Origin of the sequence: Mesorhizobium sp. AA22 (genome assembly GCF_001672375.2) — a bacterium.
Lineage (GTDB): Bacteria > Pseudomonadota > Alphaproteobacteria > Rhizobiales > Rhizobiaceae > Mesorhizobium > Mesorhizobium wenxiniae.
In genome coordinates, this window is sequence record NZ_CP048406.1 from 3,392,170 (window position 1) to 3,416,074 (window position 23,905).

The 23,905-nt window shown below is 60.7% G+C and carries 24 protein-coding genes; 14 read left to right on the forward strand and 10 right to left on the reverse strand.

Translation table 11 applies throughout. The annotated features are described in order from the left end of the window. Positions 1–53 precede the first annotated feature (53 nt). Complete coding sequence (locus A9K68_RS16405; protein WP_065007799.1) at positions 54–509, forward strand: carboxymuconolactone decarboxylase family protein; 456 nt, start codon at positions 54–56, stop codon at positions 507–509. Positions 510–561: 52 nt separating this feature from the next. On the opposite strand, the gene A9K68_RS16410 is transcribed toward A9K68_RS16405, so the two are convergent. Then, positions 562–1,470 (reverse strand): LysR family transcriptional regulator, encoded by a 909-nt coding sequence (locus tag A9K68_RS16410; protein ID WP_065007724.1) that lies wholly within the window; start codon positions 1,468–1,470, stop codon positions 562–564. A 130-nt stretch (positions 1,471–1,600) separates the two neighbouring features. On the opposite strand from A9K68_RS16410, the gene A9K68_RS16415 reads away from it, so the two are divergent. Genes A9K68_RS16415 through A9K68_RS16425 form a run of 3 tightly spaced genes read left to right on the forward strand, consistent with a single transcriptional unit; the run spans position 1,601 to position 3,691 of the window. Further along, a complete protein-coding gene (locus tag A9K68_RS16415; protein WP_065007725.1) occupies positions 1,601–2,104 on the forward strand; it encodes a nuclear transport factor 2 family protein in 504 nt (167 codons plus the stop codon). Positions 2,105–2,156: 52 nt separating this feature from the next. Beyond that, positions 2,157–3,137 carry a CocE/NonD family hydrolase gene (locus tag A9K68_RS16420; RefSeq protein WP_065007726.1) on the forward strand — a complete coding sequence of 327 codons (981 nt, stop codon included), beginning with the start codon at positions 2,157–2,159 and terminating at the stop codon, positions 3,135–3,137. After that, on the forward strand, positions 3,134–3,691 hold the full coding sequence (locus tag A9K68_RS16425; protein ID WP_065007727.1) for a nuclear transport factor 2 family protein: 558 nt from the start codon (positions 3,134–3,136) through the stop codon (positions 3,689–3,691). The genes A9K68_RS16420 and A9K68_RS16425 overlap by 4 nt, the downstream gene beginning before the upstream one ends. Positions 3,692–3,719: 28 nt before the next feature. Here A9K68_RS16425 and A9K68_RS16430 read toward each other — a convergent pair whose 3' ends face one another. Both A9K68_RS16430 and A9K68_RS16435 read right to left on the reverse strand, forming a co-directional pair. Beyond that, positions 3,720–4,154 carry a cupin domain-containing protein gene (locus A9K68_RS16430; RefSeq protein ID WP_065007728.1) on the reverse strand — a complete coding sequence of 145 codons (435 nt, stop codon included), beginning with the start codon at positions 4,152–4,154 and terminating at the stop codon, positions 3,720–3,722. Between the two features lie 23 nt (positions 4,155–4,177). Then, positions 4,178–5,047 (reverse strand): AraC family ligand binding domain-containing protein, encoded by an 870-nt coding sequence (locus A9K68_RS16435; protein WP_082982309.1) that lies wholly within the window; start codon positions 5,045–5,047, stop codon positions 4,178–4,180. 110 nt (positions 5,048–5,157) lie between these two features. Here A9K68_RS16435 and A9K68_RS16440 point away from each other — a divergent pair, with 110 nt between their 5' ends. After that, a complete protein-coding gene (locus A9K68_RS16440; RefSeq protein ID WP_246811167.1) occupies positions 5,158–5,973 on the forward strand; it encodes an amidohydrolase in 816 nt (271 codons plus the stop codon). 20 nt (positions 5,974–5,993) lie between these two features. Next, a complete protein-coding gene (locus A9K68_RS31745; protein ID WP_246811416.1) occupies positions 5,994–6,329 on the forward strand; it encodes a M20/M25/M40 family metallo-hydrolase in 336 nt (111 codons plus the stop codon). Positions 6,330–6,433: 104 nt separating this feature from the next. On the opposite strand, the gene A9K68_RS16445 is transcribed toward A9K68_RS31745, so the two are convergent. Together A9K68_RS16445 and A9K68_RS16450 are read right to left on the reverse strand one after the other, a co-directional pair. Beyond that, on the reverse strand, positions 6,434–6,877 hold the full coding sequence (locus A9K68_RS16445) for a hypothetical protein (protein ID WP_065007729.1): 444 nt from the start codon (positions 6,875–6,877) through the stop codon (positions 6,434–6,436). Between the two features lie 72 nt (positions 6,878–6,949). Continuing rightward, the gene (locus A9K68_RS16450; RefSeq protein WP_065007730.1) at positions 6,950–7,249 is read right to left on the reverse strand and encodes a DUF1236 domain-containing protein; all 300 of its coding nucleotides are present in this window, start codon (positions 7,247–7,249) and stop codon (positions 6,950–6,952) included. Positions 7,250–7,549: 300 nt separating this feature from the next. Between A9K68_RS16450 and A9K68_RS16455 the strand changes: the two genes are divergently transcribed. The 3 genes from A9K68_RS16455 (at position 7,550) to A9K68_RS16465 (ending at position 10,086) form a co-directional block, all read left to right on the forward strand. After that, the gene (locus A9K68_RS16455) at positions 7,550–7,741 is read left to right on the forward strand and encodes a DUF3606 domain-containing protein (protein ID WP_029353282.1); all 192 of its coding nucleotides are present in this window, start codon (positions 7,550–7,552) and stop codon (positions 7,739–7,741) included. Positions 7,742–8,008: 267 nt separating this feature from the next. Then, a complete protein-coding gene (locus A9K68_RS16460) occupies positions 8,009–9,412 on the forward strand; it encodes a sensor histidine kinase (protein ID WP_065007800.1) in 1,404 nt (467 codons plus the stop codon). After that, on the forward strand, positions 9,412–10,086 hold the full coding sequence (locus A9K68_RS16465) for a response regulator transcription factor (RefSeq protein WP_065007731.1): 675 nt from the start codon (positions 9,412–9,414) through the stop codon (positions 10,084–10,086). Before A9K68_RS16460 ends, A9K68_RS16465 begins: the two co-directional genes overlap by 1 nt. A 1,403-nt stretch (positions 10,087–11,489) precedes the next feature. On the opposite strand, the gene A9K68_RS16475 is transcribed toward A9K68_RS16465, so the two are convergent. After that, positions 11,490–12,239, reverse strand: a complete 750-nt coding sequence (locus tag A9K68_RS16475) for a DUF1236 domain-containing protein (protein WP_065007733.1) — start codon at positions 12,237–12,239, stop codon at positions 11,490–11,492. Positions 12,240–13,707: 1,468 nt separating this feature from the next. Between A9K68_RS16475 and A9K68_RS16480 the strand changes: the two genes are divergently transcribed. The 3 genes from A9K68_RS16480 (at position 13,708) to A9K68_RS16490 (ending at position 16,378) form a co-directional block, all read left to right on the forward strand. Then, a complete protein-coding gene (locus A9K68_RS16480; protein ID WP_029353270.1) occupies positions 13,708–14,010 on the forward strand; it encodes a DUF982 domain-containing protein in 303 nt (100 codons plus the stop codon). Between the two features lie 360 nt (positions 14,011–14,370). Beyond that, complete coding sequence (locus A9K68_RS16485; protein ID WP_156768275.1) at positions 14,371–14,547, forward strand: hypothetical protein; 177 nt, start codon at positions 14,371–14,373, stop codon at positions 14,545–14,547. 1,531 nt (positions 14,548–16,078) lie between these two features. After that, positions 16,079–16,378: a DUF1236 domain-containing protein gene (locus tag A9K68_RS16490; protein ID WP_029353259.1), complete on the forward strand. Its 300-nt coding sequence runs from the start codon at positions 16,079–16,081 to the stop codon at positions 16,376–16,378. A gap of 668 nt (positions 16,379–17,046) precedes the next feature. Here A9K68_RS16490 and A9K68_RS31750 read toward each other — a convergent pair. Both A9K68_RS31750 and A9K68_RS31755 read right to left on the reverse strand, forming a co-directional pair. After that, positions 17,047–17,601 carry a hypothetical protein gene (locus tag A9K68_RS31750; RefSeq protein ID WP_246811168.1) on the reverse strand — a complete coding sequence of 185 codons (555 nt, stop codon included), beginning with the start codon at positions 17,599–17,601 and terminating at the stop codon, positions 17,047–17,049. Positions 17,602–18,340: 739 nt separating this feature from the next. Then, the gene (locus A9K68_RS31755) at positions 18,341–18,697 is read right to left on the reverse strand and encodes a hypothetical protein (protein ID WP_246811169.1); all 357 of its coding nucleotides are present in this window, start codon (positions 18,695–18,697) and stop codon (positions 18,341–18,343) included. Positions 18,698–19,807: 1,110 nt separating this feature from the next. On the opposite strand from A9K68_RS31755, the gene A9K68_RS16510 reads away from it, so the two are divergent. Continuing rightward, positions 19,808–20,098, forward strand: coding sequence for a hypothetical protein (locus tag A9K68_RS16510; protein WP_065007739.1), 291 nt, complete (start codon positions 19,808–19,810; stop codon positions 20,096–20,098). A 331-nt stretch (positions 20,099–20,429) separates the two neighbouring features. Here the strand turns inward: A9K68_RS16510 and A9K68_RS16515 are convergent, their stop codons facing one another. Both A9K68_RS16515 and A9K68_RS16520 read right to left on the reverse strand, forming a co-directional pair. Continuing rightward, positions 20,430–20,966 carry an MgtC/SapB family protein gene (locus tag A9K68_RS16515; protein ID WP_029353246.1) on the reverse strand — a complete coding sequence of 179 codons (537 nt, stop codon included), beginning with the start codon at positions 20,964–20,966 and terminating at the stop codon, positions 20,430–20,432. Between the two features lie 1,189 nt (positions 20,967–22,155). Further along, positions 22,156–22,800 (reverse strand): hydrolase, encoded by a 645-nt coding sequence (locus tag A9K68_RS16520; protein ID WP_065007740.1) that lies wholly within the window; start codon positions 22,798–22,800, stop codon positions 22,156–22,158. 152 nt (positions 22,801–22,952) lie between these two features. On the opposite strand from A9K68_RS16520, the gene A9K68_RS16525 reads away from it, so the two are divergent. After that, the gene (locus A9K68_RS16525) at positions 22,953–23,846 is read left to right on the forward strand and encodes a LysR family transcriptional regulator (RefSeq protein ID WP_065007741.1); all 894 of its coding nucleotides are present in this window, start codon (positions 22,953–22,955) and stop codon (positions 23,844–23,846) included. The last annotated feature ends 59 nt before the right edge of the window (positions 23,847–23,905 follow it).

The window sequence follows — 23,905 nt, forward strand, 5'->3', positions numbered from 1 at the left end:
GGGCGCCGATCCCGGATGACTGGCATCGGGATCGGCAAAACAAGGAGACCACGATGCAAGCTAGACTGAAAAATCCTGTGCTTCTCATTCCCGGCGCCCTGCAGGCGCTGCTCGCGCTGGACAAGTCGACGGAAACGGCTGACCTGCCCTACGTGACGCGCAAGCTCGTCCATTTGCGCGCCAGTCAGATCAACGGATGCAGCGTCTGTATCGACATGCATGCGCGTGAATTGAAGAAGGCCGGCGAAAAGGATGAGCGCGTCTTCACCGTGTCCGCCTGGCGGGAGACGCCTTACTTCACCGACGCCGAACGCGCGGCTCTTGCGCTTGCCGAGGCAACAACCCGGCTCTGCGACCGGCCCGACCCGGTGCCCGACGCGATCTGGGACGAGGCCGCCCGGCATTATGACGAGAAGGTGCTTGCCGCCCTGGTGGTCCAGATTGCCCTGATCAACGCCTTCAATCGCCTCAACGCCGCCACTAGGCAGATGGTTGGCACCTGGGGATGAGGCGGCGGACCGGCTCGCCGATATGCGCCGTGGCTGGTTTCGCGGCGGCGCATCAGATCCGCAAATTGTGAGCGTTCGCGCGCACGAAATCGATGAAGGCCCGCAGCTTGGGCGGGACGAGGCGGCGGCTGGGATAATAGAGGTGGAGCGGTTCGTAGGTGGGACAGAAAGGCTCCAGCACCTTGACCAGCGCGCCTGAGGCGAGAAGCGGCGCAGCGAGGCCTTCGACGGCAAAGGCTAGGCCAAGCCCTTGCGCGGCGGCTGTGATGCAGAGCGGAAGTGTGTTCACGACCAGACGTGCGTCGGGCGTGAACTCGACTTGGCATCCGTCCACGACGAACTCCCAGGGCGAGATGGCGCGGGTGCGGGTGAAGGCGAAGGCGATGCAGCGGTGGGCGGCGAGGTCGGCGGGCCGCTTCGGCGTACCGTTACGCGCCAGATAGTCCGGGCTCCCCAACACGACCGTCTGGAGCGGCCCGCCCAGACGCGCGCCGATCATATCCTTCTCGAGAAGCTCGCCGATCCGCAGACCGGCATCGAAGCCCTGAGCGGCGATATCGACGAAATTATCGTCGAAGATCAGGCTAAGCCGCACCTCCGGGTAAGCGTCCATGAACGGCCCCATCAGCGGCTCGATCAGCAGTGGTGCGGCGATCCATGGCAGGCTCAGGCGCAGTGTGCCGGCGGGGCGGTCGCGGGTCTCGCGCAGCGCCGCGCCAGCCGCCCGGATCTCTTCGGCCGCTGGGCGCACGTGGTCGAGGTAGTGGGCGCCGGCTTCGGTCAGGCCAACGCTGCGGGTTGTGCGGTTGAGAAGCCGCACCCCCAGACGCTCCTCGAGCCCCTTGACCGCCTCACTCAAAGAGGCCGGAGCGACGCCAAGTTCGGAGGCGGCGCGGGTGAAGCTCCTGGCCTCCGCTACCTTCACGAAGGCGACGATGCCGCTGAACTGGTCGAGGCGCATTATGAGGTTATTCCAAATAGCCTTGTCGAACTATACGGGTTTTTCCGGCGAAGAAAAAGCCTCATGCTGGGTTTAGCCTCGCCGTTGCGACGGCTCGAAAGGCAACTCGAAAGGCAAGGAGACAGGATCGATGACCAGGCTCGCTTCGCTTGCCGCCGGCGCTCTCCTGGCGGTGTCTGCCGCTCCCGCGAATGGCGGTCCGCAGGAAGACCGCAACATCCAGCTGATCAAGGACTATTACGCAGCTTATGCGACCGGGAACCCGGAGGCCGTCCGGCCCTTCCTCGCGCCAGACATCGTCTGGCGCATTCCGGGCCATCATCCGCTGGCCGGCGACAAGCGCGGGCCGGAGGAAGTGGTCGCCTTCTTCCGTGGCCTGGCCGATGGCAAATTCAGGGCCGAGCCGATCTTCTTCCAGGCGCAGGGCGACCTCGTCGTCGACATCCATCGCGGCTGGTCGAACGTCGGCTCAGGTCCCGAGATCGACCAGCTCTACGCCCTGATGTTTCGCATCAGGGACGGAAAGATCGCCGAGGCGCAGAATTTTTTGACCGACATGTACCAGTCGGACGCCTTCTACTGGACGCATTACCCGCTGAAGCCACTGCCCGGCCGACTGGCGGATGACCGCTAGACGGCGGCGTGCCTCAACCTGCCGCTCCCGCGCCAAGCAAAGGAGATTTGCGATGCTGAAAACCCTGACATTAGCCGCAGCAATCGCCGTCGCGCTCGGCTCCAGCGCCTTCGCCGCACCGCGGGTCGAGCACGTCACTTTCACTTCGCACGGTGAGCAGATCGTCGGCGACCTTTATCTGCCCGAGGATCTGGACGCGGCGAGAATTCGGCCCGCGCTGGTCGTGACCGGCGCCTGGATGACGGTAAAGGAACAGATGCCGGCCCGCTACGCCCGCGAAATGGCCGACCGCGGATTCGCAGCCTTGACCTTCGACTTTCGCGGTTGGGGCGAGAGCGGCGGCGCCCGGCGCCAACATGAGGATCCCGGCGCCAAGATCGCCGACATCGAAGCGGCGGTCGCCTATCTCGCTACCCGGCCCGAGATCGGCAAGGATCGCATCGGCGGGCTCGGCATTTGCGCCAGCTCCGGCTACATGGTCACTGCCGCCGCTGAAGATGCCGCGATCAAGTCGATCGCCTTGGTCGCCCCCTGGCTGCACGATGCCGAGGTGGTCGAGCAGACCTATGGCGGCAAGGAAGGCGTCGCCAGGCTTGAAGCCGCGGGCGATGCGGCCGAGGCTGCGTATCGCCGCACCGGCAAGCAGGCCTTGCTGCCCGCCGCCAGCCCGACCGACGAGCGTGCGATCATGTTCAAGGTACCTTACTACACCGAGGCCGATCGCGGGATGATCCCGGCCTGGCGCAACGAGGCCGATCCGGCCTTCTGGCGCGGCTGGCTGACATTCGATGCGATCCAGGCTGCTCGGCGCCTGCATCAGCCCTTTCTGATGGTGCACAGCGAGGCGGCTGCCATCCCACAGGGTGCGCACAAATTTTACGCGCGGCTGACCGGGCAGAAGCAGGAGCTGTGGCTCGACAACGTCACCCAGTTCGACTTCTACGACCGCGCTGCGCCGGTGAAGGCCGCGAGCGACGCCGTTGCCGCGCACTTCAGCGCCACACTAGGCGATGCAGGGGAGGCGGGACAATGAGCCCCGTTACCCGCCGGCAGGTCGTGGCCTCGGCAGTCTTCGCCGCGACGCTTGCAGCTACCTCCTTGCCGGCCTTGAGCAAGCAGTCCACGGCTGCGCTGACAATCGAAGACAAGACCGCCATCGCCGAGGCAGTGGCGGGGATCGGCCTCTATGCCGATTTGCGCGAATGGAACCGGGTCAGATCCTATTTCGCGGCCCGCGTCACGACCGATTATACCAGCCTTGTCGGTGGCGAGGTTTTGACCAGCGACCGCGACGCGCTGATTGCTCAGTGGCAGGGCCTTCTGCCGGGCTTCGACGCCACCCAGCACCTCATCACCAACATCGTTATCGAAGGCGCGGGCAATGATGCGGTTGCGCGCAGCCACGTCCGCGCCACCCACTGGTTCGACACCCGGTTCTGGACAGTCGGCGCCAGCTATCTACACCGGCTGGTGCGGACGCCCGAAGGCTGGCGCGTCAGCGCCATCGCTATCCGCCGCCTGTACGAGGAGGGCGACCGCGCCGTGCTGGCCGCCGCCGCTGATCGGGTGAGCGCGGCGGCGAAGTGAGCAGCCGGCTGGTAGCCACTGTTGCCAGCTACTGGCGCAACACCGTGTTCTTGGTGCCTTCTTCGACCTGGTCGATGACCAACAGCTTGACTGGATCGGCGCCGACATTGGTGGCCTGATGCCACTGCCCGATCATTTCGATGATGAAATCGCCTGAGTTGTACGTGGTGCTCTTGCCGGTCTCGACATTGGTGACCTGAAGCGTTCCACCCTCAACATAGGCATAGCGGGGAAACGGGTGCTTGTGGACCGGTAACGTCGCGCCCGGCGCGATCTCATAGGACGAAACCAGGACCTGCACGTTTTTCTGAGGCAGCGTGATCGGCTGGCCGGACGCCGTCTCGGTGCGCGAGGCAAGCGGGGTCACGACGACTGGGGTGCCGCTGGCGTCCAGCGCGTGCGCGGCGGTTGCGGACAGGGCTGCCGTTAGCAGCAGCGTCGTCGATATCAGAATTTTTCGCATGATTCCCCCCCCCAAGCCCAACTTCACCATCGCGCAGCAAATTTCCGCGCGCAAGCGTCTCCTTTCGGGAGCACCCAGCCGCCTCTCCTGAACATGCCAGGCGTCATGCCGCGCGTCGCCCGGAACGTGCGGGAAAGGTGGCTCTGGTCGGCGAAACCTGCCGCGATGGCGGCATCGGCGAGGCCGAGCCCCTGTTCTATCAAGGTGCTGGCGCGACGCAATCTCCGGTCGCGGATATAGGCCGCGGGCGTCAGGCCAATCGCCTTCTTGAAATCCCGGATGACCTGGAACCGGGTGACACACGCGACGTCGGCAAGCCGCTGTAGGTCGAGCTGCGAGCCAAGTTCGCATTCGATAACGTCCTCGTAGATCGAGAACCTTTGTCGCGATCCCGAACTTTCGACCTCTTCGGTTCGCCCGCCCCAATCGCCATGCCGAACGATGAGATGCCTCAAGGCGACGAGCAGCGACGCCTCAGCCTGCGTTGAGTCGTGAGACGTCGAGCCCTCATGCGCCGCCGCCAACGCTGCGGCGAGGTTGCCGTCTTCGATGATCGCGCGTGAAAAAACCGGAGCGTCAGCCCCGCCCAACTCGCGGGCGACGGCCGTCAGCAGCGGCACCGAGGGATAAAACGTCCGGTAGGCCCAGCCTTCATCGGCACCTTGTTCGCCATCATGCCACTCCTCGGGATTGACGACGGCAATTGCGCCTGCCGGAGCGAGAACGCTGTGGCGCCCGATGCGAATACGTTCGCAGCCAGAAGTAATCAGTGCGATCACATAGGTTGGGTGCGTGTGCAGCTCATAACGGTGCTGCGTGAAGCGCGCCTTGAACAGGCCAAGGTCCGGGAAGCAGGGATGGCGCCAGTATTTCCGGATCTCTGTCGCGTCCACGTATTTCGTCCCCGCTGCGGTCAATCTGGTTCAAGACGCCTCTTGCGCGACCTTCTAATCGTGATCCCGGATCAAACCATGACCGCCTTTGCCGGCGTGGAAGGAGCATCATGCTGCATAATGACCCCATCGCCGCTCTGACACCAGAGGTCATAGCCTGGCGCCACCATATCCATTCCAATCCCGAACTCGGATTCGATGAGAACGAAACGGCACGTTTCATTGCCGAGAAACTGCGCGCCTTCGGCTTCGATGAGGTGCATGAGGGGATCGGCGGAACCGGGGTTGTCGGCGTGCTGCGCAACGGCGCGGGCAAGCGCGCCATCGGTCTCCGCGCCGAGCTGGACGCGCTTCCGGTCGTCGAGAGGACCGGCTTGCCCTATGCCTCCAGGAACGAGGGCGTGATGCACGCCTGCGGCCATGACGGCCACACAGCCATGTTGCTCGGCGCCGCAAGGCTGCTCAGCCAATCCCGCGCCTTCGACGGCATCGTCTACTTCATCTTCCAGCCAGCCGAAGAAAATGAAGGCGGCAGCTTGCGCATGATCGAAGACGGCCTGTTTAGGCGTTTCCCAGTCGAGGCGATGTATGCCGTCCACAACTGGCCGGGCGTCAGACTGGGGACCATCGCCGCTCGCGTTGGAGCGCAGATGGCCGCCGTCGACAATTTCGAGGTGACCTTCGAGGGTCTTGGCGCACATGCCGCCATGCCGCAGCTCGGCGACGACCCGATCCTGGCCGCGGGCGCCTTTGTCCAGGCCGTCCAGCGCATTGTCAGCCGCTCGGTCGATCCGCAAAGCGCGCTGGTCGTCAGCCTCACCCAAATCCATGGCGGCAATGTCGGCAACATCGTGCCTGGGAAGGTCTGGCTGCAAGGCACCTGCCGGTTTTCGAGCCCGGTCATTCCGATCATTGCGAGAAGCTGATCGGCGAGATCGCTGGGGGCATTGCCGCAGCCCATGCGCTCAAAGCCACGCTCGACTACCACAAGGGCTATCCGCCGCTCATCAACACGGCCGACGCGACCGCGCGCGCCATCTCGGCAGCCGCCGCCACCGTCGGCAGCGAGAACGTTTCGACCCAGTTCAGCCCGAGCCTCGGCTGCGAAGATTTCGCCTTCATGATCCGTGAGGCAGGCGGCTGCTACGCGTGGGTCGGAGTCGGCGATGTCGGGCCCGGCGAGGGCCTGCACGGCGACCGCTACGTCTTCAATGACGAAATCGTGCCGACCGTGCTGCGCTACTACGTCAATCTGGTCGAGCAGACGTTTCCCGCCTCCTGAACCGTCAGAGGGAAAACTGTCGGCTCAGCGAGAAATTCCGATCTGATGCGCTTCGTGGGCGATAGGCCGGGAAATAATCATGCGCGACACCAAGCCGACGCGCCTCACCCGACTGTGGCCACGAGTTGCGTTACCCGAACAGGATTTTCTAGCGCTGCCTGCGCGGTGTCGGCCTGGTTTTCATCGACCTGCGCCATCACAAAGATGACGCCTTGTTCAACGTTCGGCTCAGCCGGCTTTTTGGCAACATCGGCAGATGCCTGGAGAAGCCCACCAGCAAAGCCGCCGCAGGCCCCACCGACGAGGACCATGCCAGCCACGGCTCCGACAGGATCAATGCCGGTGGCTCCAAAAGCACCCAGGCCGATTAACAGACCAGCGACCGCGCCAAATGCGACACCGCCCGGACCGCGCAGGACAGCGCTGATTTCGTCGTCGTATGGTCCGATGACGCTGATCTGTTCGTGAGAAATTCCTGCCGCCTGAAGCGCGGCAACTGCACGCGCTGCCTGGTCGCGGGAATCGAAAAGTCTGCTGATTGTTCGCATTTGACAGAGCCCATAGCATAGTCTCCCGCCGCTCATTCGAAGCGGCGGGCGTCTCTCACCCTCGCGTTCAGGTCACTGAATGATCTTGACGATCTTACGTGTGCCGGGATCAACGACAACGGTCCGGTTGTCGACGACGACATAGCGGTATTCGGTGTCGGGAACTTCGTGAAGCACGACCGTCTCGGGCAGCGTTGAACCAATATTGAGTTCCACCCCCGGGAGTTCCACGGATGCGAGCGGCTGCTTTTTCACATATTCCCTGATGACTGTCTCCTGCTCAGGCGCGATGATCACGTCCTGAGCGGCAACGGCGCCGATACCTGCCAATAGCAGAAATCCCGCGGCTGCAGTGGAAAGACGCATTTTCATAGTTGCCTCCTTATGTGAGCTCTCTTGGCATCCATCTTCGCGCTAGGCTCGCTCAAACATGAGACCGCTGCAAACGTTCCTTGGCTGGGCTTCGGTCCGATCCGAGAAGCCTTGCCGTTGGACTTAAGTCTGACCTGCCGCGCGCAATGGGTCCGGCTATCGAGCCGCCCGGAACCGCGACCGCTCGCACTCGTTCGCCGCAAGTTCACAGGAGGAGCTCATGGAGAGAGTGTCCACCATCCTTCAGCCTGTTTCCAACCGACATTCAGCCCCGTGTTAGGCTTCGCCAGGAGAAAGGAAATGGCCGACAACAAGTGCAATCGAGACTTCCTCGACCACGACCGCCTGTCAGTCGACGAGTACTACGAGGTGGAACATTTCGCGCGAGAAAATGGCGTTTCGCCCAGCCAGGTCAGTAAGCTGATCAAAAAGAACGGTAACGATCGAATGACCCTTACACAAGCGGTGAGAGAATTGCGCGACCGGAAGTGAAAAATACGCCGCATCTTGTGCCTGGGGAGATCGAAAGCGTTGTGGTTGCCGCGTCATGACTTGCCGCCTCGCTCGACGAGACCGTGGCGCTTACGCAAAAAAACCGCTGGCTGCGGTTTCCGTCCCGTCTGTAAGCCCTAAGTTCCCTTGCGATTGATCGGTTGCAGATCAAAGATGGCGTCGCTAAGCGTCGTTCGACAACAGATTGGCCGGTTCTCTCGAATCGTGCCGCTGGCGCGACGCGCCGCCTACCGGGCCGTTGGGGACATGGCGCGATACAGAGCGACAAGACTGATCGATCGATGGAATGCACTGTCGCTGGCCACCCAATTTCTGCTCGCCGGCGGGCTGTTCTCGCTGTCGGCGATGATCGTGGTGGGAATTTCAGTGACAAGCCAGATAGAAGCAGCGGTCACCCGGAACTCGGCTTCTGCGACCGCTCTTTACGTCGACAGCGTTATCGCGCCGCTGCTCCCCGACATGCGCAGGAGCGAGGTGCTGGAGGAGAGCGTTGCCCACGCGCTGGATGAGACGCTGGGGCAAGGCGCACTCGGCACAAGGCTCGAATCCTTCAAGCTCTGGCGCCGCGACGGCACCATCCTCTATTCAACCAATAAAAATTTGGTCGGGAAGCGCTTTCCACTCAGCGACAATCTCCGGGCCGCATTCGCAGGCGACATAGTTGCTGAATTGGACAGGCACTATGATAACCAGGCTGAGAGGGACAGCGGCTTGCATCTTCTTGAAATCTATAATCCGATGCTTCAGCCGTGGTCGGGCGAAGTCGTAGCTGTTTTGGAATTCGACGAGATCGCTACCGATTTTGAAAAGGACCTCCGGCAGGCACTCGTTCGGACCTGGTTCGATGTCGCTGCCGTTACCGCACTTTTTTTCCTTGGGCTTTCGGCGATCGTTTTTCGTGGCAGCCGCACGATTCGTTCCCAGAGCCACTCCTTGAAGCGGCGCATTGCCGAACTTTCCGATCTGGTTGCTCAAAACAGAATGTTGAGATTGCGGGTGCAGCGTGCTTCGCAGCGCGCCACGGCACTTAACGAACGTTACCTCAGGCGGATCGGCGCGGACCTGCACGACGGGCCGGCGCAACTGGTTGCCCTCGCTGCGCTAGGGATTGACAGCCCCGTGCTAGCCGATCCTGCCACGCCGGCCGCGGCGCGCGCACGGGAATTGCAGGTGGTCAAAGCGAATTTGGACGATGCGATGCGAGAAATCAGGAATGTCAGCAAGGGCCTCATGCTGCCGCATGTCGAGAATGCCGAGTTGACGGAAATCCTTGAGCTTGCCGTGCGAGCGCACGAAGAACGGACCGGCGTCAAAGTGATGCTGTCCATGACCGGGGGGCACGCACCCTTGTCACCAGCGGCCAAGATCTGCATCCTTCGCTTCATTCAGGAGGCGCTGAACAACGGCTTTCGCCACGCCGGGGGTGCCGGTCAATCGGTCGCGAAACATTTCGACGGGGAGCGCGTTTCTATCGAGGTTTCCGACACCGGCCCAGGTTTCGACCCGAAGATCATCCACCCTGAAAGGCTGGGGCTCATCGGGCTACGTGAGCGGGTAGAAAGCCTCGGCGGCCAATTTGGTGTAACATCTTCACAGAATGGCACGGTGGTGAAAATGGTTCTCAACATAATTGAAATAGGACAGGCGTGATGGCACCCGCCATAAAGCTCGCCATCATCGACGACCATCCTCTGTTCAGGGAGGGCGTCGTGCGCACTCTCGAGCAGATCGGCGGGTTCGAGATCGTTGCCCAAGGCAGCAGTAGAGACGATGCCTTGCGGATATCGGGAGACAAGCAGCTCGATATTCTCCTGATGGACATCTCGGTGCCTGGAGGGGGCCTCAGTGCGATCGAACCGGCTCTGGAGCGGCATCCGGATCTGAAAATCGTAATGCTGACTGTTTCGGAGGAAAACCAGCATGTCATGACCGCCTTGCAGAGCGGGGCAAGAGGCTATGTCCTGAAGGGGGTCGGGTCGAGAACCCTGGCCGCCATACTGCGCACGGTGGCTATGGGCGAGCGGTATGTTTGCCCGCAATTGTCGGCGCGTGTGCTGGTCGACTTGTCTGCCCAGTCAACAGCGACCGCGAAACCCGACGCGCTGGCCGAACTCACCAGCCGCGAAAGAGAGATCCTGACGCTCGTTGCCGCGGGATTGAGCAACAAGCGGATCGGTCTTCAGCTGAACCTGCACGAGAAAACCATAAAGCATCATATGACGCGAATTCTCGCCAAGCTCAATGTGAGCAACCGGACCGAAGCCGCGATGACACTGCGCGACGCAACCGAACATCAGCATCCGCCTGCCCGCCATCCTGCGTGAAGCAAGGTAGCCTTGCGGCCTGTGAACTCGCCATCACTCGATCATGCCGAGCAGTCTTGCCCGATCGGAGTTCGTTGCCTGCCGCCGAATGATGGTGCGGCCCATCGCATCCCGCATTTCATAATGGCCACCGTCGATGCGCTCGCTGAGCCCATTGGAATGCACTACACCCACACTTGGCCCGCGCACTTCGATCCGGTCTCCAGTGGTCGCGTTGACATATACTTTTGGCTTGTTGGCGGGGTTTACCGCGGCAACTGGATTTGCAGGGGGATTGCCTTTTGACGATTTTGATTTGCCCTTGCCCGCGTTGGCATTGGAGTTCGAGCTCCCGGGAGTTCCGGCGTTCCCGGAGTTTCCAGCGTTCCCGGAGTTCCCGGAGTTTCCAGAGTTCCCGGAGTTCCCAGAGTTCCCGGAGTTCCCGGAGTTCCCAGAGTTCCCTTGTGCCTGGGCGGCCTGCGGGCTAAGCGTCAGGGACAGGCCGTCCTGTGCCACACGGTAGGGGCTCACGACGAGAATCAAGGTCGATGCGGTGAGGCAGATGGCGACGCGAAGCCTTCGAAGAGATTTGAGCCTGCGCTGCGATTGAGAGCACGAAGGCCGCACATTCATAATGGCGAGAACTCTTGCCTCACGAAGCCTCAGGCGTTGCGGCCGTATCGCGTCTGTGGTCAATGAATTTGCCAATAGCACGCTAGAACATCCTCTGACCGTTACGGTCTGCGTTGCATTTCCACCTGTTTCGAATTCGCCCGAGCCATTCCTCTGTACTCTGCACCATCTATCACGCTTTCGCCATCATCAGGCGGTGTCAAGACCCACCAGTCTCACGGGGAGAAACCGGTGGGTCTCGCTAGCGCAGGAAGGGACTCATTACTGCGCAAGTGTGTTGCCTTCATTGATCGGGCCCATCAGCCGATAATAAGCCGGACGGCCGCGACCCCGAACACCAAGCCAAATACCGGAAAAAGCAGCCAGCGTGCTTGGTGAATGCTGGGGTCCATTGCAGCCTCCTGTCACGGGTTGGCATCGCAACGACGCGTGCAGGAGCTCGGTTCCTGAAAACTCTCCCATCTCAGGCTTTTGCGATAGCGGTCCGGGACCAAAGCACTGCCTGTGCCAGCCCATAGTCTACCAGCGGACAGACTGAAGCCTTATCTCAGGCCTTTTCGACAAGGCCCTATCTCAGACCTTTTCGACAGGAAGGGCGCCGTCGAGGGTGATCCATGAGGTTACGGCTGGGAGGGTGCTCCACCGCAAAAGCCAGCCAGCTGGAACGGCGGGTGTACTGGGACGTAAATAGCCGCCGTTCGAGAAATGGAGACTCCTCTCCAACTTCAACCGATGCATGTTGAAGGGGACCGCCGTGGGGCCGCGGACCCCTCCTTTACGCCGAACAGGGGTTAGGTCAGAATAAGGACGATCTTAAGCGTACCCGGGTCGACGATCACGATTCGGCCATCGGCCAATACGAAATACTCATAGGATTCGTAAACCGGGACGATCTCGACGATTCGCGGTGGCAGACGACGCAGCTTAACCTTCTGCCGCGGAACCTCGACACCCACTGAGATATCAAAATCGACGCTGGCAACCGGTTCGACCCTTTCCTGCTTGAGGATTTGGGTGATTTCCGTTTTCTGTTCAACGGTCACATTGCTGATCGCGCCGGTCGAAGTCTCATCCTGAGTAGAGGTCGTGCCCTGAGTCTGCTGCTCGGTGGTGGCACCGGCCTCGCCCTGGGTCTGCTGCTCGGTCTGGACCTTGGCCTTGTCCTGCGCCTGTTGGTCGGTTGTGGCACCCGCCTCGCCCTGGGTCTGCTGCTCGGTCTGGACCTTGGCCTTGTCCTGCGCCTGTTGGTCGGTTGTGGCGCCAGCCTCGCCTTGGGTCTGCTGCTCGGTGGTTGCGCCGGCTTTGCCCTGGGCTTGCTCATCGGTCTGCATCTTCGCCTTGCCTTGAGCTTGCTCCTCGGTGATGGCGCCGGCCTTACCTTGGGACTGTTCGCCCATCGCACCTTCCGGGCAACCGGCCGAGCCGGCCGGGCAATTGGTGTCGGCGCCCGACTGGGTTTGCGCCGGCTGCTGTTCCTGAGCGAGCGCTGCTCCACAGCCAACGCCGATGGCCAGCATACTGGTGATCAGAACTTTTTTCACGAGACGTCTCCTTCGAAAAGTCTGTCCCTTCACGGGGAAAACCACCTCTGGAAAGTTTTGTTCCAGGCGAATTGACCGGGCGGAAGCGATCGGAGCCTGTTGGAACAAACAGTCCGCCTTCATGCGCGCTGAGCCATGGTGGGCGCGCCGAATAGGGTCCGTGTCTTTGTTCCAGCAGCAGAGGTGCGGGTTCCCTTATTCGGCCGACGCCAGGTCCTGGTAGGGGGCCGGAGATTGAAAAAATCCGCGCTCGCTGCCGGGCGAATCTCTTCCAACCGCCGGTTGGTAGACGCCGGGCAGCCGGCACGCGTATGATTTTTTTCGGTCCGCGCGCACCGGGCACATCCCAGCCCCCCAAGCCGTGCTTGGTGACCGCTTGATCGCCCCGTCGCACCTGCAGGTACGGCGGGCTTTTTTTGTCGGTGCTGGAACTTGCTGCATTCAGCACAGCATGTTCTTACGCAGACAATGCAAATGGCCAGCGCTCCATTGCACGACGCAGCCCTGGGAGTCAGACACCGTGGAAGAACCTATTTGGGAAACCAACAAAATCCATGCGGCGCGCGTTCGGCAGACCGCCGAACGCGGAAGGGCGCTCGTTGAGGACCTTCGCTACACACTGGCCCTGTCCAACGCTTGGTGCGGGCGTCGCGTGCGCTGCTGAAGCGGTCCAAGGACCAGGGCGTTGCGCCGAGCCTTGAAACCGAAAGCAGCCGAAATGGTCGGACCGGACCATCTTGCCGTAAAAACTGCCGAAAGCTAAATCTATACATTAGCAAGTTGGGACAGAGTTGAAGCAGAAGACTTGTTGGCGAAATGGACAAGAACACTGGCCGCAGTCTCCCTGAATGGCTTCAGAGGCATCTGCCCGATGATCCGCTGATCGCATGGGATGTTGCTACCAAGATTTCGAAAGAGACTCTGGGGAAAATGGGCTTGGCCGCAGCGTTATCAGGAAGGGCGCTCGAAACGAGAATTTGAACGAGAAACAAGACGAAGCTGACGACGTCGTCGGCGAGCCATACCCGGTCGCCTTGCTCCTGGTTCTTTCTATACTCTCGATGGTGGGCGGGGCAGTGTACGCGGTCCTTCGTCGGGAGGAGTTTCTATAGCGGCGGTATTGTCCCTCATACAAATGCTGTGAGATCGGTGGCCCCGACCAGCCCGCGTCCTCTCCCGGAGGGCGCGGGCTTTCTGCTGCCGCGTCTTTCCGTCGCCGCGAATTGTGCCGCCGGGCGGTCTTTGCGGTTTTCATCGGGAGCAATGGAGTTCAGAGCGTCCTCGGCTGCAGGTTGCAGCGGTACACAGCGACATTGCGCATGCGGTCCCAGTCCTGCGATGCGTTTTGCTTCAGTCCCGAATTGGTCCTTCCTTGACAGCAAAAAGCGCTCTTCACATATTTCCCCGCAGCCGTCGCTCACGGCTCTCGTGGAAGCTCAAACACTCGTTCAGTTGAATGGAGGTTCTAATGAACGACAGGACTTTCGACCGGCCTGTTTTCGTCAAGAGAGGGGAGTTCATGGTGGAGGAAATCGAATGCTTGGCTGATGCTTTCGAGTTCCTGCAGGAATGGCCGAAGAATCGCAGAGGGCCAATCTTTGACACGGCGTTCCGAGCTTGCCAGCGCGCCTACGATGGCCAAGTTCCCATTTCAGTTGCACGCGAGGCTTTCGCCGGCTTCGCGAGATCGGCCAAGATCCTCGAGGACGTCTCTGCAGCTATGCCCTGGATGACGGCACCGAAAACCGGTCGCGGTGGCGTGACGGCATAACCCATGTAGGTCCTTGGCGACGCCCTTGTGAAAATCGCCGGCATGGACAATCCGCCAAGCAGTTCCTGGCCGGTAGCGATGCCGTTACTGCGACAAGGGCGGCGCTTGAGGCACGGCTTGAGGAAATTCGCGCATTCGAGGACCCGTTCGATTCGACAGATGAGTCTTTCTAGGTCAGAGCCCGGAGAGCGGGGCCACGCTGGGTCGAACAGGCCCCGCGCGAATCTCGATATCGAGGAGACGAAACCGCCCCGGCCTCTGCGGGCTGCCGAGTCTGTAGCGGCAGGGCAGGGCACAGCGCGGGACATTCGCAATCTGGCCTCGTCGGGCATTGATGCTGACCTCGCGAGAAAGATCAGCATGGAGTTCGCCATTTATGGCGACGAGCAGGATGGCATCCTCTTGGCCAAGGCGGGTGACTGGGACGATGCGGCGCGCGCGAAGCATTCCGCGTCGCTGTCGTCCGCGACGTCGATAGGACCGTCGTTTGGATGCTGGTGGGGAGTGTTCCTCAAGCGGAACATTACCGTCCGCTAACGGTGTGTGGGATCAGTGGGTCTACCCCACGCTTAGCCTGCTGGAGATCGGGCTGCATCCGGTCGGCGCGCGCCCAGAGGAGTAGCGCCGGCTTTTGCTTGCGCTTACCGGCTCAGACTTTCGACCGTCTCAATTATGGCCGCAAGAGCCGTCGCCCTCGTGGATCGGCTCGGGGCGGTAAAGGAACAGGACGGCTCTTCGCTCGGCAGCACGCCGGCAGGGGCATGGCTGTTCAATAGCCTTACGCACGGGCTTGAGGGCGGCCCAAGCGTTGCTGATGTCATCGTGGCCGTCCATGCTTTCTTCGCCAGATGGACTGTCTCAACGTCGACCGTGAAGGCAGGGGCCCGGACGAGGCGAGGCCTGTTCCATCAAAGTCTAACAACTGCGAAAGCGCACTGGAAAGCACGTGCGGTAACAGTTGATTCAACCATTGCTGGTATTTGAGAGCAGTGTGGTGGCGGCTCCGGCAATGTGAGGCGGGGTGCTGAATTGCCGGAGCCGCCTGCGCAGTCCGGTTGGGTTTGACCGCGCCGTCCTATTCTGGGACAGCGCGGTCAACGATTCGTTAAAATGAGAACTAATTAAGCGTATGCTAATTGAGTCGCGGTTTTGCGGGTCAATGCATGCGCTTGAAGTTTGTCCCGCCACTAATGCCGACTTTGATGGAGAAGCCTCCCGAAAGCGGCGTCTGGCTTCATGAGCTCAAGTTCGACGGCTAGCGTCGCAAATGATCATTGACGAATGCGGAACGCGCATTTTCACCCGCCGTGGCTTGGACTGGAGGACCTCCGCCACGCGTCGCTGCAGGATTTTTGGGAGGGAGAATAACCGGAATTCCGCCTCGGTTTGCGGGAGTGTTCGTCAAGCGGAACATAAGCTTGTGCTACGGTTGTGTAGGATCAGTGGGCAACCCCCAAGATTTAGCCCCCCTGCAGATCGGGCTGCAATCCGGTCGGCCCGCGCTCGGAGGAGTGGGCGCGGGCTGTGCTTACGCTATTACCGGCTCTCAATCATCCTTCGCAAGCGCTTCGCCTCAAACTGGTTCTCATGTCGATCGAACAGACTTGCCCGCCAGCATGTTGCCGAGCAAGGAAGCCGCCTGTTGCATTGCGGGGCCTACAGGGGATCGAGCCGCGCCCAATTGAACGCGAAGAAAGGTTTATAAATGTCGGGGACGCCCCATATGTTAATTCGCTCACCAGGCGCAAGCGCGTAAGCAACGTTATACTGCTTAGTGGTGCCATGGAACCCTGAAAAATAACCGCGTTCCACCGTTCTGGATTGGTATTCCTAGCCTCCCACCATTCTTGTCCTGGCACGGTATGCTTCCAGATTTCGAGACGACCATGCGCAGGGGCGGTTCCGGGTGGCGCGATGTCGGCCTATTACGCCAAAACAGGCGAGACTTACGTCCCGTCGCGCATCAGACCAAAGTCCCGCAACAGGAACATTTGCAGCTGCCTGCGGTTTGGTAAATCTGGCGCGAAGACGCGTTCAGCGGAACATAGCTCACATAAAGGAGGCCATCATGAGAATGCATCTTTCCACTGCAGCCGCGGGATTTTTACTGCTGGCAGGCATTGGTGCTGCTGCCGCTCAGGACGTAGTCATCGAGCCTGAACAGGAGACGGTCATCAGGGAGTACGTGAAAAAGCAGCCGCTCGCCTCAGTGAAAATCCCTGGAGTGGAGCTCAATATCGGCTCAACCCTGCCCGAGACGGTCGAGCTTCATGAAGTCCCCGACACAAAATACCGCACCGTTGTCGTCGACAACCGGACCGTTGTCGTTGACCCCGGCACTCGCAAGATCATCAAAATAATTGAATGACTTAAGCGACTGGGAGGAAAGACCGCCGCGCCGAAAGGTGCGGCGGGCTTTTTTTGATCAGCTTATGGAGCGAAGTTGCCGGTGATGACGGCGAGTAAGAAAGCAACAACTCGGAACACATGCCAGCTACAGTCAAGCCGAGGCCGATTAACACAGCCCACGCAATCAGCTTACCTTAATTTCTCTCCGGCAGTTTCTTTCCACTTCGGTCGTTATCTTGCGGTTTAGCGAACAATCCCTCGTTATCATCCGATGCGGCAGGCCACTGCGCTTGCGCGGGCATCTCCGGCCTACGAATGGAGCCATGCGCCATCGACTGTTTTGGCGTCGAAAGCTACGGGCACGCTGTGAATCACGCACGCTGCCGCCAATATCTCCTCCAATTCGTGGTCGGTCGCGTTGCAAGCCGGCATAAGTTTCCGAAGGGCGCAGATTGCCTGTCCGATCGATAGGAAGCGGGCCTTGCCTATGGAAAGAACGTAGACTTCGGCGACTGTTTCTACCGTGACTGTGGGAAAAGAGTGAGTCATCGAGAATTCCTCCCTGAAACCTGACCAACACGATTTCCGGCCAAATGTGGCGGCCTTCAACGCTCTGTCTGATTGCGGACAGTTAGGCTCGCCGCCATTTCGGCCATTGTCTGTAGGCAATTCATTGAGTTGCTGATCCTAGAGAGGCCGGCCGGCGCGGCTCATTGCACGTGCGATCGCAAGCTGCGCCTCGACCTTGGCATTTTCCTTTTGCGTCATGTTGTCTGCGGAGATCAGCCGGCGTAGCGAGCGCATGATCTCTCCACGGGCCCAGCCCGCTTCCAGCATGCAATCGACGATCGCCTGAAAGCTTGGCTCAACGGCCTTCTGACAATCGATCTCGCGATCGGGATATTCGCCGGGTCGTTTCGGCGGGTTTCTCACCCGGTGCCGTTTTGTCCAGCTTGCGATTGTGATCCCGCAGGCCATGCCAGCACAGTCGGCAATCCAGTCGAATGCATCCGGACCGCGCCCTATCAGTTGCGCGCCCTGAACAACTTCAATCGCCACGCCCGAAAAAGCGAGGAGAACAATCAGCTTTGCCTTGTGTTTCGTCCAGCCAAGACTTGCCAAGGCCGCCAAAACGGTGAATGCGGCGGCGTGGATGAGCTTGCCATGATGCGTGAAGCTCACTCCCAAATTCTGCAGGAGCCACGCCGGAAAAAGGGCGAGCAGCAGGAGAACGCCGGCCAACGCGGCAAGGAAAGCAACCCTTGCCACGATCGGATATGAGCTTGCGCGCAACAATATAGGATAGCCCTTCATCCGAAGTCTGCAGAGGCGACCGCCAGCACGAAGCGGTCTAGAGCTGGGGCAGATTGTCAATTTCCAGCGGATCGGCGCATCAGCCGAATAGATGAAAGCTTTGAAGCTGCGGCCAAAGGAGGGCAAGATGCTATTCCCTTCGGACTGGGGTCCTTACCAGCCGGCTAGGAGCTCTAGTCAGAGCAAAACGCTCCCCCTCGGCACGGTGCTCGAAACAGAACCAGTGGGGCGTCTGCCTCGGCTTCGCAAAAGCCCATCCTGCATTCTTCCCGCAGCCGATGCTCGCACCTATGGTGCTGATGCCAAGGCGCGTGACGGGCTCCATTGCACTTGCAAGGCGGATCAGCTCGTCACTCATCGAATCTCACTTCAGTCGTGGAAGATTCGACAGCCGATCTTGACGAGCCCGGACGGCAAGATCCACTGGCTCACGGAAAAATTCCGGGGATGAACGGCTGATCGTGGCTCCCAGGAAGGTGGCCGGCGCCGCTTGGGGGGCGTTGGGGTAGATTGCCTGTAGGGCGCCGGCCTGGCGGATTGGGGTCCGCCGCACCAAGAAGCTAACAGAGCTTGCGACCGTGGATATGGCGTGATCGCGGAAGTACCGTGCTTGGAGTATGTTCCTATCCAGCCGCTTTAGCGCGATGGCCGACAAACCGGCGACAACTTACATCGTGAGTGTCTTCGAGAAACCGCACTGGCGAACGGTGCTGACCACGAAGGACAAGGCCAAGGCGGAAGCTATGGCGAGATCGGCGAGAAGGTTCAGATCGAAGAGATCACGCCGAAGGAGAAGCGCTAGCCGGTCAGCTTCGTGAAGTCGTGGCGGCGCGCGAACATGTGCCAGCAAATTCGTTTCATTGACCACCCCGGATTGGAAGAGAGTCAGCGTGGTCGAGGCCAGAATCTGGCCGTCTATCGAGGTGCTGTACCATTTAGCGTCGGCGGTTATCTGGTCGACCACCCGCTGGCAGATCGCCCGATCTTCAGGCTTCAGGAACTGGCTTTGCGGTGCTCGTAGCATCTCGACGCCTTTAAAGGGGAGTTACTGTGTCTCCCACGCGAAGCCATGCGTGGATCTCGGAGAATGGACCGTAAACACATTCAGACAGAAAGTTGCCATTCGTTCGACCCAAGAGGGTTGCTGCTATGCGGGACAACGCGCTTCGCTCCAGCGGGGACGGCCCAGCGGCTTTGTGTGGGGGGAGGCCGCTGGGCCTGACAAGCGAGCCTTCGGGGGGGCGCTCACCTGGCTGGCGGAAAACATGCGCTCAAGCTAATGGAGTCGAAACATTCGAACGAAGTATGTGGCGGCAATTCCGCTGTGTAGAAGCCATAAGGGGCGCCGCAATGGGTCAACACGTCTGGCACCGCAATTGCATGATCAGGTCTGGGGGAATGGGGTGGAGGCCCGTCGCTTCGCAAATGTAGCGGCGGGTCTGCTTCATAAAGGTGCCCCCGAGCCTGTGCGCTGCTTCCGTCTCGCTTCCTCGTCAATCGCCCGGACCGGCAGATAGGCGGCCGGCAACGCAATGGGTCAAGCCGGGGATCAAAGCCCGCGTGAAGCACGGGCGCGGCGAGAAGGACCTCCGCCACGTTTCGCTGCAGGATTTCTGGGACGAGGCCTAAAGCGGGACATCTCAGATCCCATACCTCAGGGCAATGAAGATCACTGGTGCAAAGATCAGGAAGATCGCCATTACTATAATCACCGCAAGGGCCAGGCACTCTGTTCGCCTGACGATTGCAGCGACCTCTTCGTCGCTCGGCGAAATGAGATCAACCGCCGAGAAATCTGTTGGGTCAGGAGTTTGATTGTCATTTGCGGGTCGGCTTGCGACCTCATCGACATTCTGTCTGCTCTGGGTAAGGGGCACAGTTGTTTCCGCTGTTAGAGAAATATCGGGCGCCCGCCGATGAGGGATACAGCGGGCACCCGGAACCACCGATGAAGGGACTTTGCTCGGCGGCCAAGACCAATCCGTTGGTAAGATCTTGGTTGCCAGCCTCAGCCCTCTGTCTTTAACGCAAAGACTTCAGTCTTACTGCATCATGGACCATAGCCCGGCGGCGGAACTAAGTGCCCGCCGGTCCCGTTGCCGACCAGTGATAATTCAGAATAGGAGAGATAGTCATGGCTGACGGTCCCACCGTTGTTAACTCAGGCGGAAATGGCGCCGGCACCGCTGTCGCCGTCGTTCTCGCAATTATCGCAATCGTGGTCCTGCTGTTGTTCACCGGCGTTATCAACATAAACGGCGGGGGCATCGGAAAGGACGTCGACGTAAAGGTTGAAGCGCCCAGGGTTGAAGCGCCGACGGTCGAAGCGCCGAAGGTCGAAGCGCCAACCGCGCCCGCTCCGGCAGAGCCGGCCGCACCTGCCCCAGCCGCGCCCGCTCCGGCAGCACCTGCTGACGGCGGCTAAAGGGACGCCTTCTTGGGATGCAGGATTTTTAAGAGGAATGACCGCCTCCGTTTGCGGGGGTGTTCGTCAAGAGGAGCATTAGCGTGCGCTAACACTGTCCGGGACCAGCGGGCTTTCCCCCCAATTTTAGCCCGCTGCAGGTCGGGCTGTAACCCGGTCGGCCCGCGCTCGGAGGAGGAGCGCGGGCTTTTCCTTGTCAGTCCGACGCGCCAGACAAGGCGGAAGGCCGGCGCCGCTAAGGGGTGAGGTAGAATGCCCAGGGACCAGCCCGGCGAATTGGGGTCCGCCACGCACTCCGCCGTCCGGCTCCTTGCGCGCGCGGCGTTTGTCCTCAGCCTTTGCGCCGCTTGGACACATCTTCTTCCGAAATGGGCTTTCCTTGTCCGGTGTTCTCGCCAATCCCGGACTTGGCTGCAAAACTATAAAGAAGGCCTGCCACGACGAGCACCAATAGCGTGCCGAGTGCCGCCACCTGCCACAGACCTAGCCCGCACGCTACGCCAATTGCCCCGGACAGCCACATGCCTGCACCGGTCGTCAGCCCGTGGACCTCGCCTCTCGAAAACAAAATCGATCCGGCAGCAAGGAACGCCACGCCAGCGGTAACCGCTTCGACGACACGAATCGGATCGACTTTCACGGAGTCCTGCAGAAACATCGGCGCGTGGACGATTTCAATCGTCAGAATACCGAAAGTAGCCGCTGCCACGCAGACCAGGATATGGGTGCGAAGCCCGGCAGGCCGATTTCGCCATTCTCGTTCGAAACCGATCGCAGCACCGAAGATCGACGCCAGCAGAAGCCTCGCCGCAATAACCGGAAACGGGAGGTATGTCGGATGGCCGAATTCTTGGAAAAGCTGTTGCATGCGTAACCCGGGCTGACCGGCCACAACGTGCTCGGGCCGGCCCGGTTCCCCAAGGTCTGTCGGAGGTAGCGCGCCTAGGTCAGGGCGGGGGGCTCTGCTAGCTTACCACTGACTTTGACCGGTTTCCCCTGCCGCTTGGGGGCCGGGGGCTGCCGTAGGAGGGATCGAGACGCTGACACGATCCTCCGTTACCCGCCCGCGCAGTGTCGCCGTGATGGCGACCTCGTCGCCGATGTTTATGCCCCGAGCCATCTGATGATGATGATGGGGCGGCACGTTGGCTAGTCAAGAGGTTGCTAATATGCCTTGACCGGCAATAGCACGGCCTAAGGTGGTTCCCAGGGCCGATTGCGACGCCGAAGGCGGCATTGGTTACAGTTGGAAAGGCGCAGCGCTCCCGCAGGCTGATTTGCGGGGTTTTCAGGATGCGAGCAAGATCATCAAGGGCGCTTTCCATGGCTGCTACCATAGATCGAAACGTTAAGTCTGTGAATTCCCCAGCGTAATGGCGTTATCGCACCAGTTTTGCTAGAACTTAGTGGGGGGATTTGCAGCGCGGAACTAAGCCTCTCCGACGGCGTTCAAAAGTTGGGTCGGTTTGCGTGAAAGGGGATTATCGGATGCGATCGATTCTTTCGGCTGTTCTGGTGATGGCATCGAGCGCGGCAATTGCTCAACAAGCTCCACTCGAACAGCAGCGATGCTGGCTAGGCGGCATGGGGTACTCCCCCGGCGCAACGGTGCGGGCCAGTGATAGCGTAATGATGTGTTCACCTGCCTTCGTTTGGGAGGCCACCAAAGCCTCTGCGTGGGGGTGCATCTACAAGGGCGAGTTCTATAGCGCTGGCGCTATCACGGGCGGAGACCTGGCCTGGAACGAGTGTCAACCTGATGGCACTTGGAGATGGATAAGCCCCAAATAGCAGTGCCCGATGGTGGCCAGGAAGGTCTGGTAACGGAGACTGCTGTCATGCCGTCGACCTGCGATACGCAAAACGGATTACGATCGCGGCAGGCCAAGGGTGAAGGTAGGAGGCATCGAGGAACTCCGCGAGTTATTCAAAAGGCGGCGGGTGGGATCACACGCAATCGCCGCACATGAGCGCGCTTCCCTGTGAGGTGAGGGCGGCGAGGGCCGGCAAACGGATCGATCCGACCCTCACCGAAATGCTCGCCATGCCGGCCAGGATCAGCCAGCTACTGGCGTGTTGAGAAGCTGCTGCTCCCAAAGATACGCGATGCCGCTGCCGCCGAAGTGCTGGATGAGAATCTCGGTCAGCTCCTCGACATGCTCGGTGCGCGTCCAATCGCGTTGCCATTCGCCAGCGAGCGCCATCACGGTCATCACGTTCGCGCCGGCCGCGATCATTCGCTGGATGGCAACTTCGTGAGACTCCTTCGAAATCCCGCCCGACGCGTCGGTGATCACGGTCACGTCCCAGCCTTCGCCGGCGGCCTGGATCACAGGCATTGCGACGCAGACCTCGGTCCACAGGCCGGCGATGATCAGCTGCTTGCGGCCGGTCGCCTTGATGACGTTCACCACATTCTCGTCCTGCCAGGTGTTCACCCAGGTGCGATCGATGACTTCCTGGTCCGGAAATACGTCGGTGATTTGTTTAAAGAGAAGTCCACCGCGCGCCGCGATCACGCTGGTGAGAATGGTCGGAACATTGAAGGCTTTTGCTAGCTTCGCCAGCGCGGTCGTGTTGTTGACCACCATGTGCGGATCGTGGCTGTTCAGGTTTGCAAGCTGATAAGGTTGGTGATCGATCAGAACGAGGACCGAATCTTCGGGGCGAAGAAGCGAATCAAGGCCGTTGCGAAAAGCCATTACGACTTCCTTTCCTGCTGTTGTAAGCGGCATCGGGTTTTCCGGTAGGCATCCGTCAGCGGCGACGTCGCCCGCCGCAACTTGTCGTCCCCCATCGCGATGCGGTAGTGCCATAGTTCGGTAAACTGTGTCGCGAGAAACGGAACGCCAGAATGGAAATCGAAGACCTAGAGACATTCGTCGCGGTAGCGGATGCAGGGGGCGTATCGGCGGCCGCGCGCCGGCTTGGCGTCTCTAAATCAATCGTCAGTCGGCGGTTGTTGCGGGTTGAAGCGGAACTTGGCGTTCAGCTGCTTGCACGAACGACCCGCGGCGCCGCGCTCACTGAGGCGGGGATCACGTTCAGGGAACATGCGGCCCGGGCCAGCGCCGAAATCGACACCGCCAAGGAAACGATCCTCCCGACCGGCGAGCTGCGCGGCCGCTTGAGGGTTGCCATGCCGCTTACTTTCGGCCCAACGCACTTCGCCCCGGTGCTCGCGGACATGGCGCGCCAGCACCCGCAGCTGCACATCCATACCTCCTACAGCGATCGCTTCGTCGATCTCATCGCAGAGGGTTTCGATTGCGCGATCCGCGGCGCCTACCTTCAGGACTCCAACCTGATCGCGAAGCGCGTTGGGCCGATCCATGGAAAGCTTGTCGCAAGCCCCGACTATATCGAAGCCCACGGGTCACCCGAGACTCCGGACGAACTCGTCACCCATCAGGCCCTCATGCAGGGAACGGAAGCCTGGCAGTTCATGGATGGCAGCAAAATTGTTACGGTCCAGCCGCAGGGCAGGTTCAAGGCCGACAGCGCCACGGCGCTTGCCGCCGCGGCGGCGGCAGGTCTCGGCATTGCCTGGCTCCCCGATTGCATCACACATGAGTATGTGGCCTCCGGCGCGCTGGTCCCGATCATGACACGCTATCCGGTACCTCCGGGGGCCGCGTATGTCATCCGTCCGCCGGGTCAGCATCCCACGCGGAAAGTGCGGGTGCTCACCGAAATGCTGACTGAGTATTTCAAACGGAACCCGGACCTTTGGGGTCTCGACCGCTAGAACGCGAACGGTTCAAAGGTTATCAAGGGAACCGTGTTCGACGGTCGCCCTACTTCGGC

What these genes read in the sequence shown, in the direction of transcription:
- A9K68_RS16405 (WP_065007799.1), top strand. Translation starts at nt 54, where the DNA reads ATGCAAGCTAGACTGAAAAATCCTGTGCTTCTCATTCCCGGCGCCCTG.
- A9K68_RS16410 (WP_065007724.1), bottom strand. Translation starts at nt 1,470, where the DNA reads ATGCGCCTCGACCAGTTCAGCGGCATCGTCGCCTTCGTGAAGGTAGCG.
- A9K68_RS16415 (WP_065007725.1), top strand. Translation starts at nt 1,601, where the DNA reads ATGACCAGGCTCGCTTCGCTTGCCGCCGGCGCTCTCCTGGCGGTGTCT.
- A9K68_RS16420 (WP_065007726.1), top strand. Translation starts at nt 2,157, where the DNA reads ATGCTGAAAACCCTGACATTAGCCGCAGCAATCGCCGTCGCGCTCGGC.
- A9K68_RS16425 (WP_065007727.1), top strand. Translation starts at nt 3,134, where the DNA reads ATGAGCCCCGTTACCCGCCGGCAGGTCGTGGCCTCGGCAGTCTTCGCC.
- A9K68_RS16430 (WP_065007728.1), bottom strand. Translation starts at nt 4,154, where the DNA reads ATGCGAAAAATTCTGATATCGACGACGCTGCTGCTAACGGCAGCCCTG.
- A9K68_RS16440 (WP_246811167.1), top strand. Translation starts at nt 5,158, where the DNA reads ATGCTGCATAATGACCCCATCGCCGCTCTGACACCAGAGGTCATAGCC.
- A9K68_RS16445 (WP_065007729.1), bottom strand. Translation starts at nt 6,877, where the DNA reads ATGCGAACAATCAGCAGACTTTTCGATTCCCGCGACCAGGCAGCGCGT.
- A9K68_RS16450 (WP_065007730.1), bottom strand. Translation starts at nt 7,249, where the DNA reads ATGAAAATGCGTCTTTCCACTGCAGCCGCGGGATTTCTGCTATTGGCA.
- A9K68_RS16455 (WP_029353282.1), top strand. Translation starts at nt 7,550, where the DNA reads ATGGCCGACAACAAGTGCAATCGAGACTTCCTCGACCACGACCGCCTG.
- A9K68_RS16460 (WP_065007800.1), top strand. Translation starts at nt 8,009, where the DNA reads ATGGCGCGATACAGAGCGACAAGACTGATCGATCGATGGAATGCACTG.
- A9K68_RS16465 (WP_065007731.1), top strand. Translation starts at nt 9,412, where the DNA reads ATGGCACCCGCCATAAAGCTCGCCATCATCGACGACCATCCTCTGTTC.
- A9K68_RS16480 (WP_029353270.1), top strand. Translation starts at nt 13,708, where the DNA reads ATGAACGACAGGACTTTCGACCGGCCTGTTTTCGTCAAGAGAGGGGAG.
- A9K68_RS16485 (WP_156768275.1), top strand. Translation starts at nt 14,371, where the DNA reads ATGGAGTTCGCCATTTATGGCGACGAGCAGGATGGCATCCTCTTGGCC.
- A9K68_RS16490 (WP_029353259.1), top strand. Translation starts at nt 16,079, where the DNA reads ATGAGAATGCATCTTTCCACTGCAGCCGCGGGATTTTTACTGCTGGCA.
- A9K68_RS31755 (WP_246811169.1), bottom strand. Translation starts at nt 18,697, where the DNA reads ATGCTACGAGCACCGCAAAGCCAGTTCCTGAAGCCTGAAGATCGGGCG.
- A9K68_RS16510 (WP_065007739.1), top strand. Translation starts at nt 19,808, where the DNA reads ATGGCTGACGGTCCCACCGTTGTTAACTCAGGCGGAAATGGCGCCGGC.
- A9K68_RS16515 (WP_029353246.1), bottom strand. Translation starts at nt 20,966, where the DNA reads ATGCAACAGCTTTTCCAAGAATTCGGCCATCCGACATACCTCCCGTTT.
- A9K68_RS16520 (WP_065007740.1), bottom strand. Translation starts at nt 22,800, where the DNA reads ATGGCTTTTCGCAACGGCCTTGATTCGCTTCTTCGCCCCGAAGATTCG.
- A9K68_RS16525 (WP_065007741.1), top strand. Translation starts at nt 22,953, where the DNA reads ATGGAAATCGAAGACCTAGAGACATTCGTCGCGGTAGCGGATGCAGGG.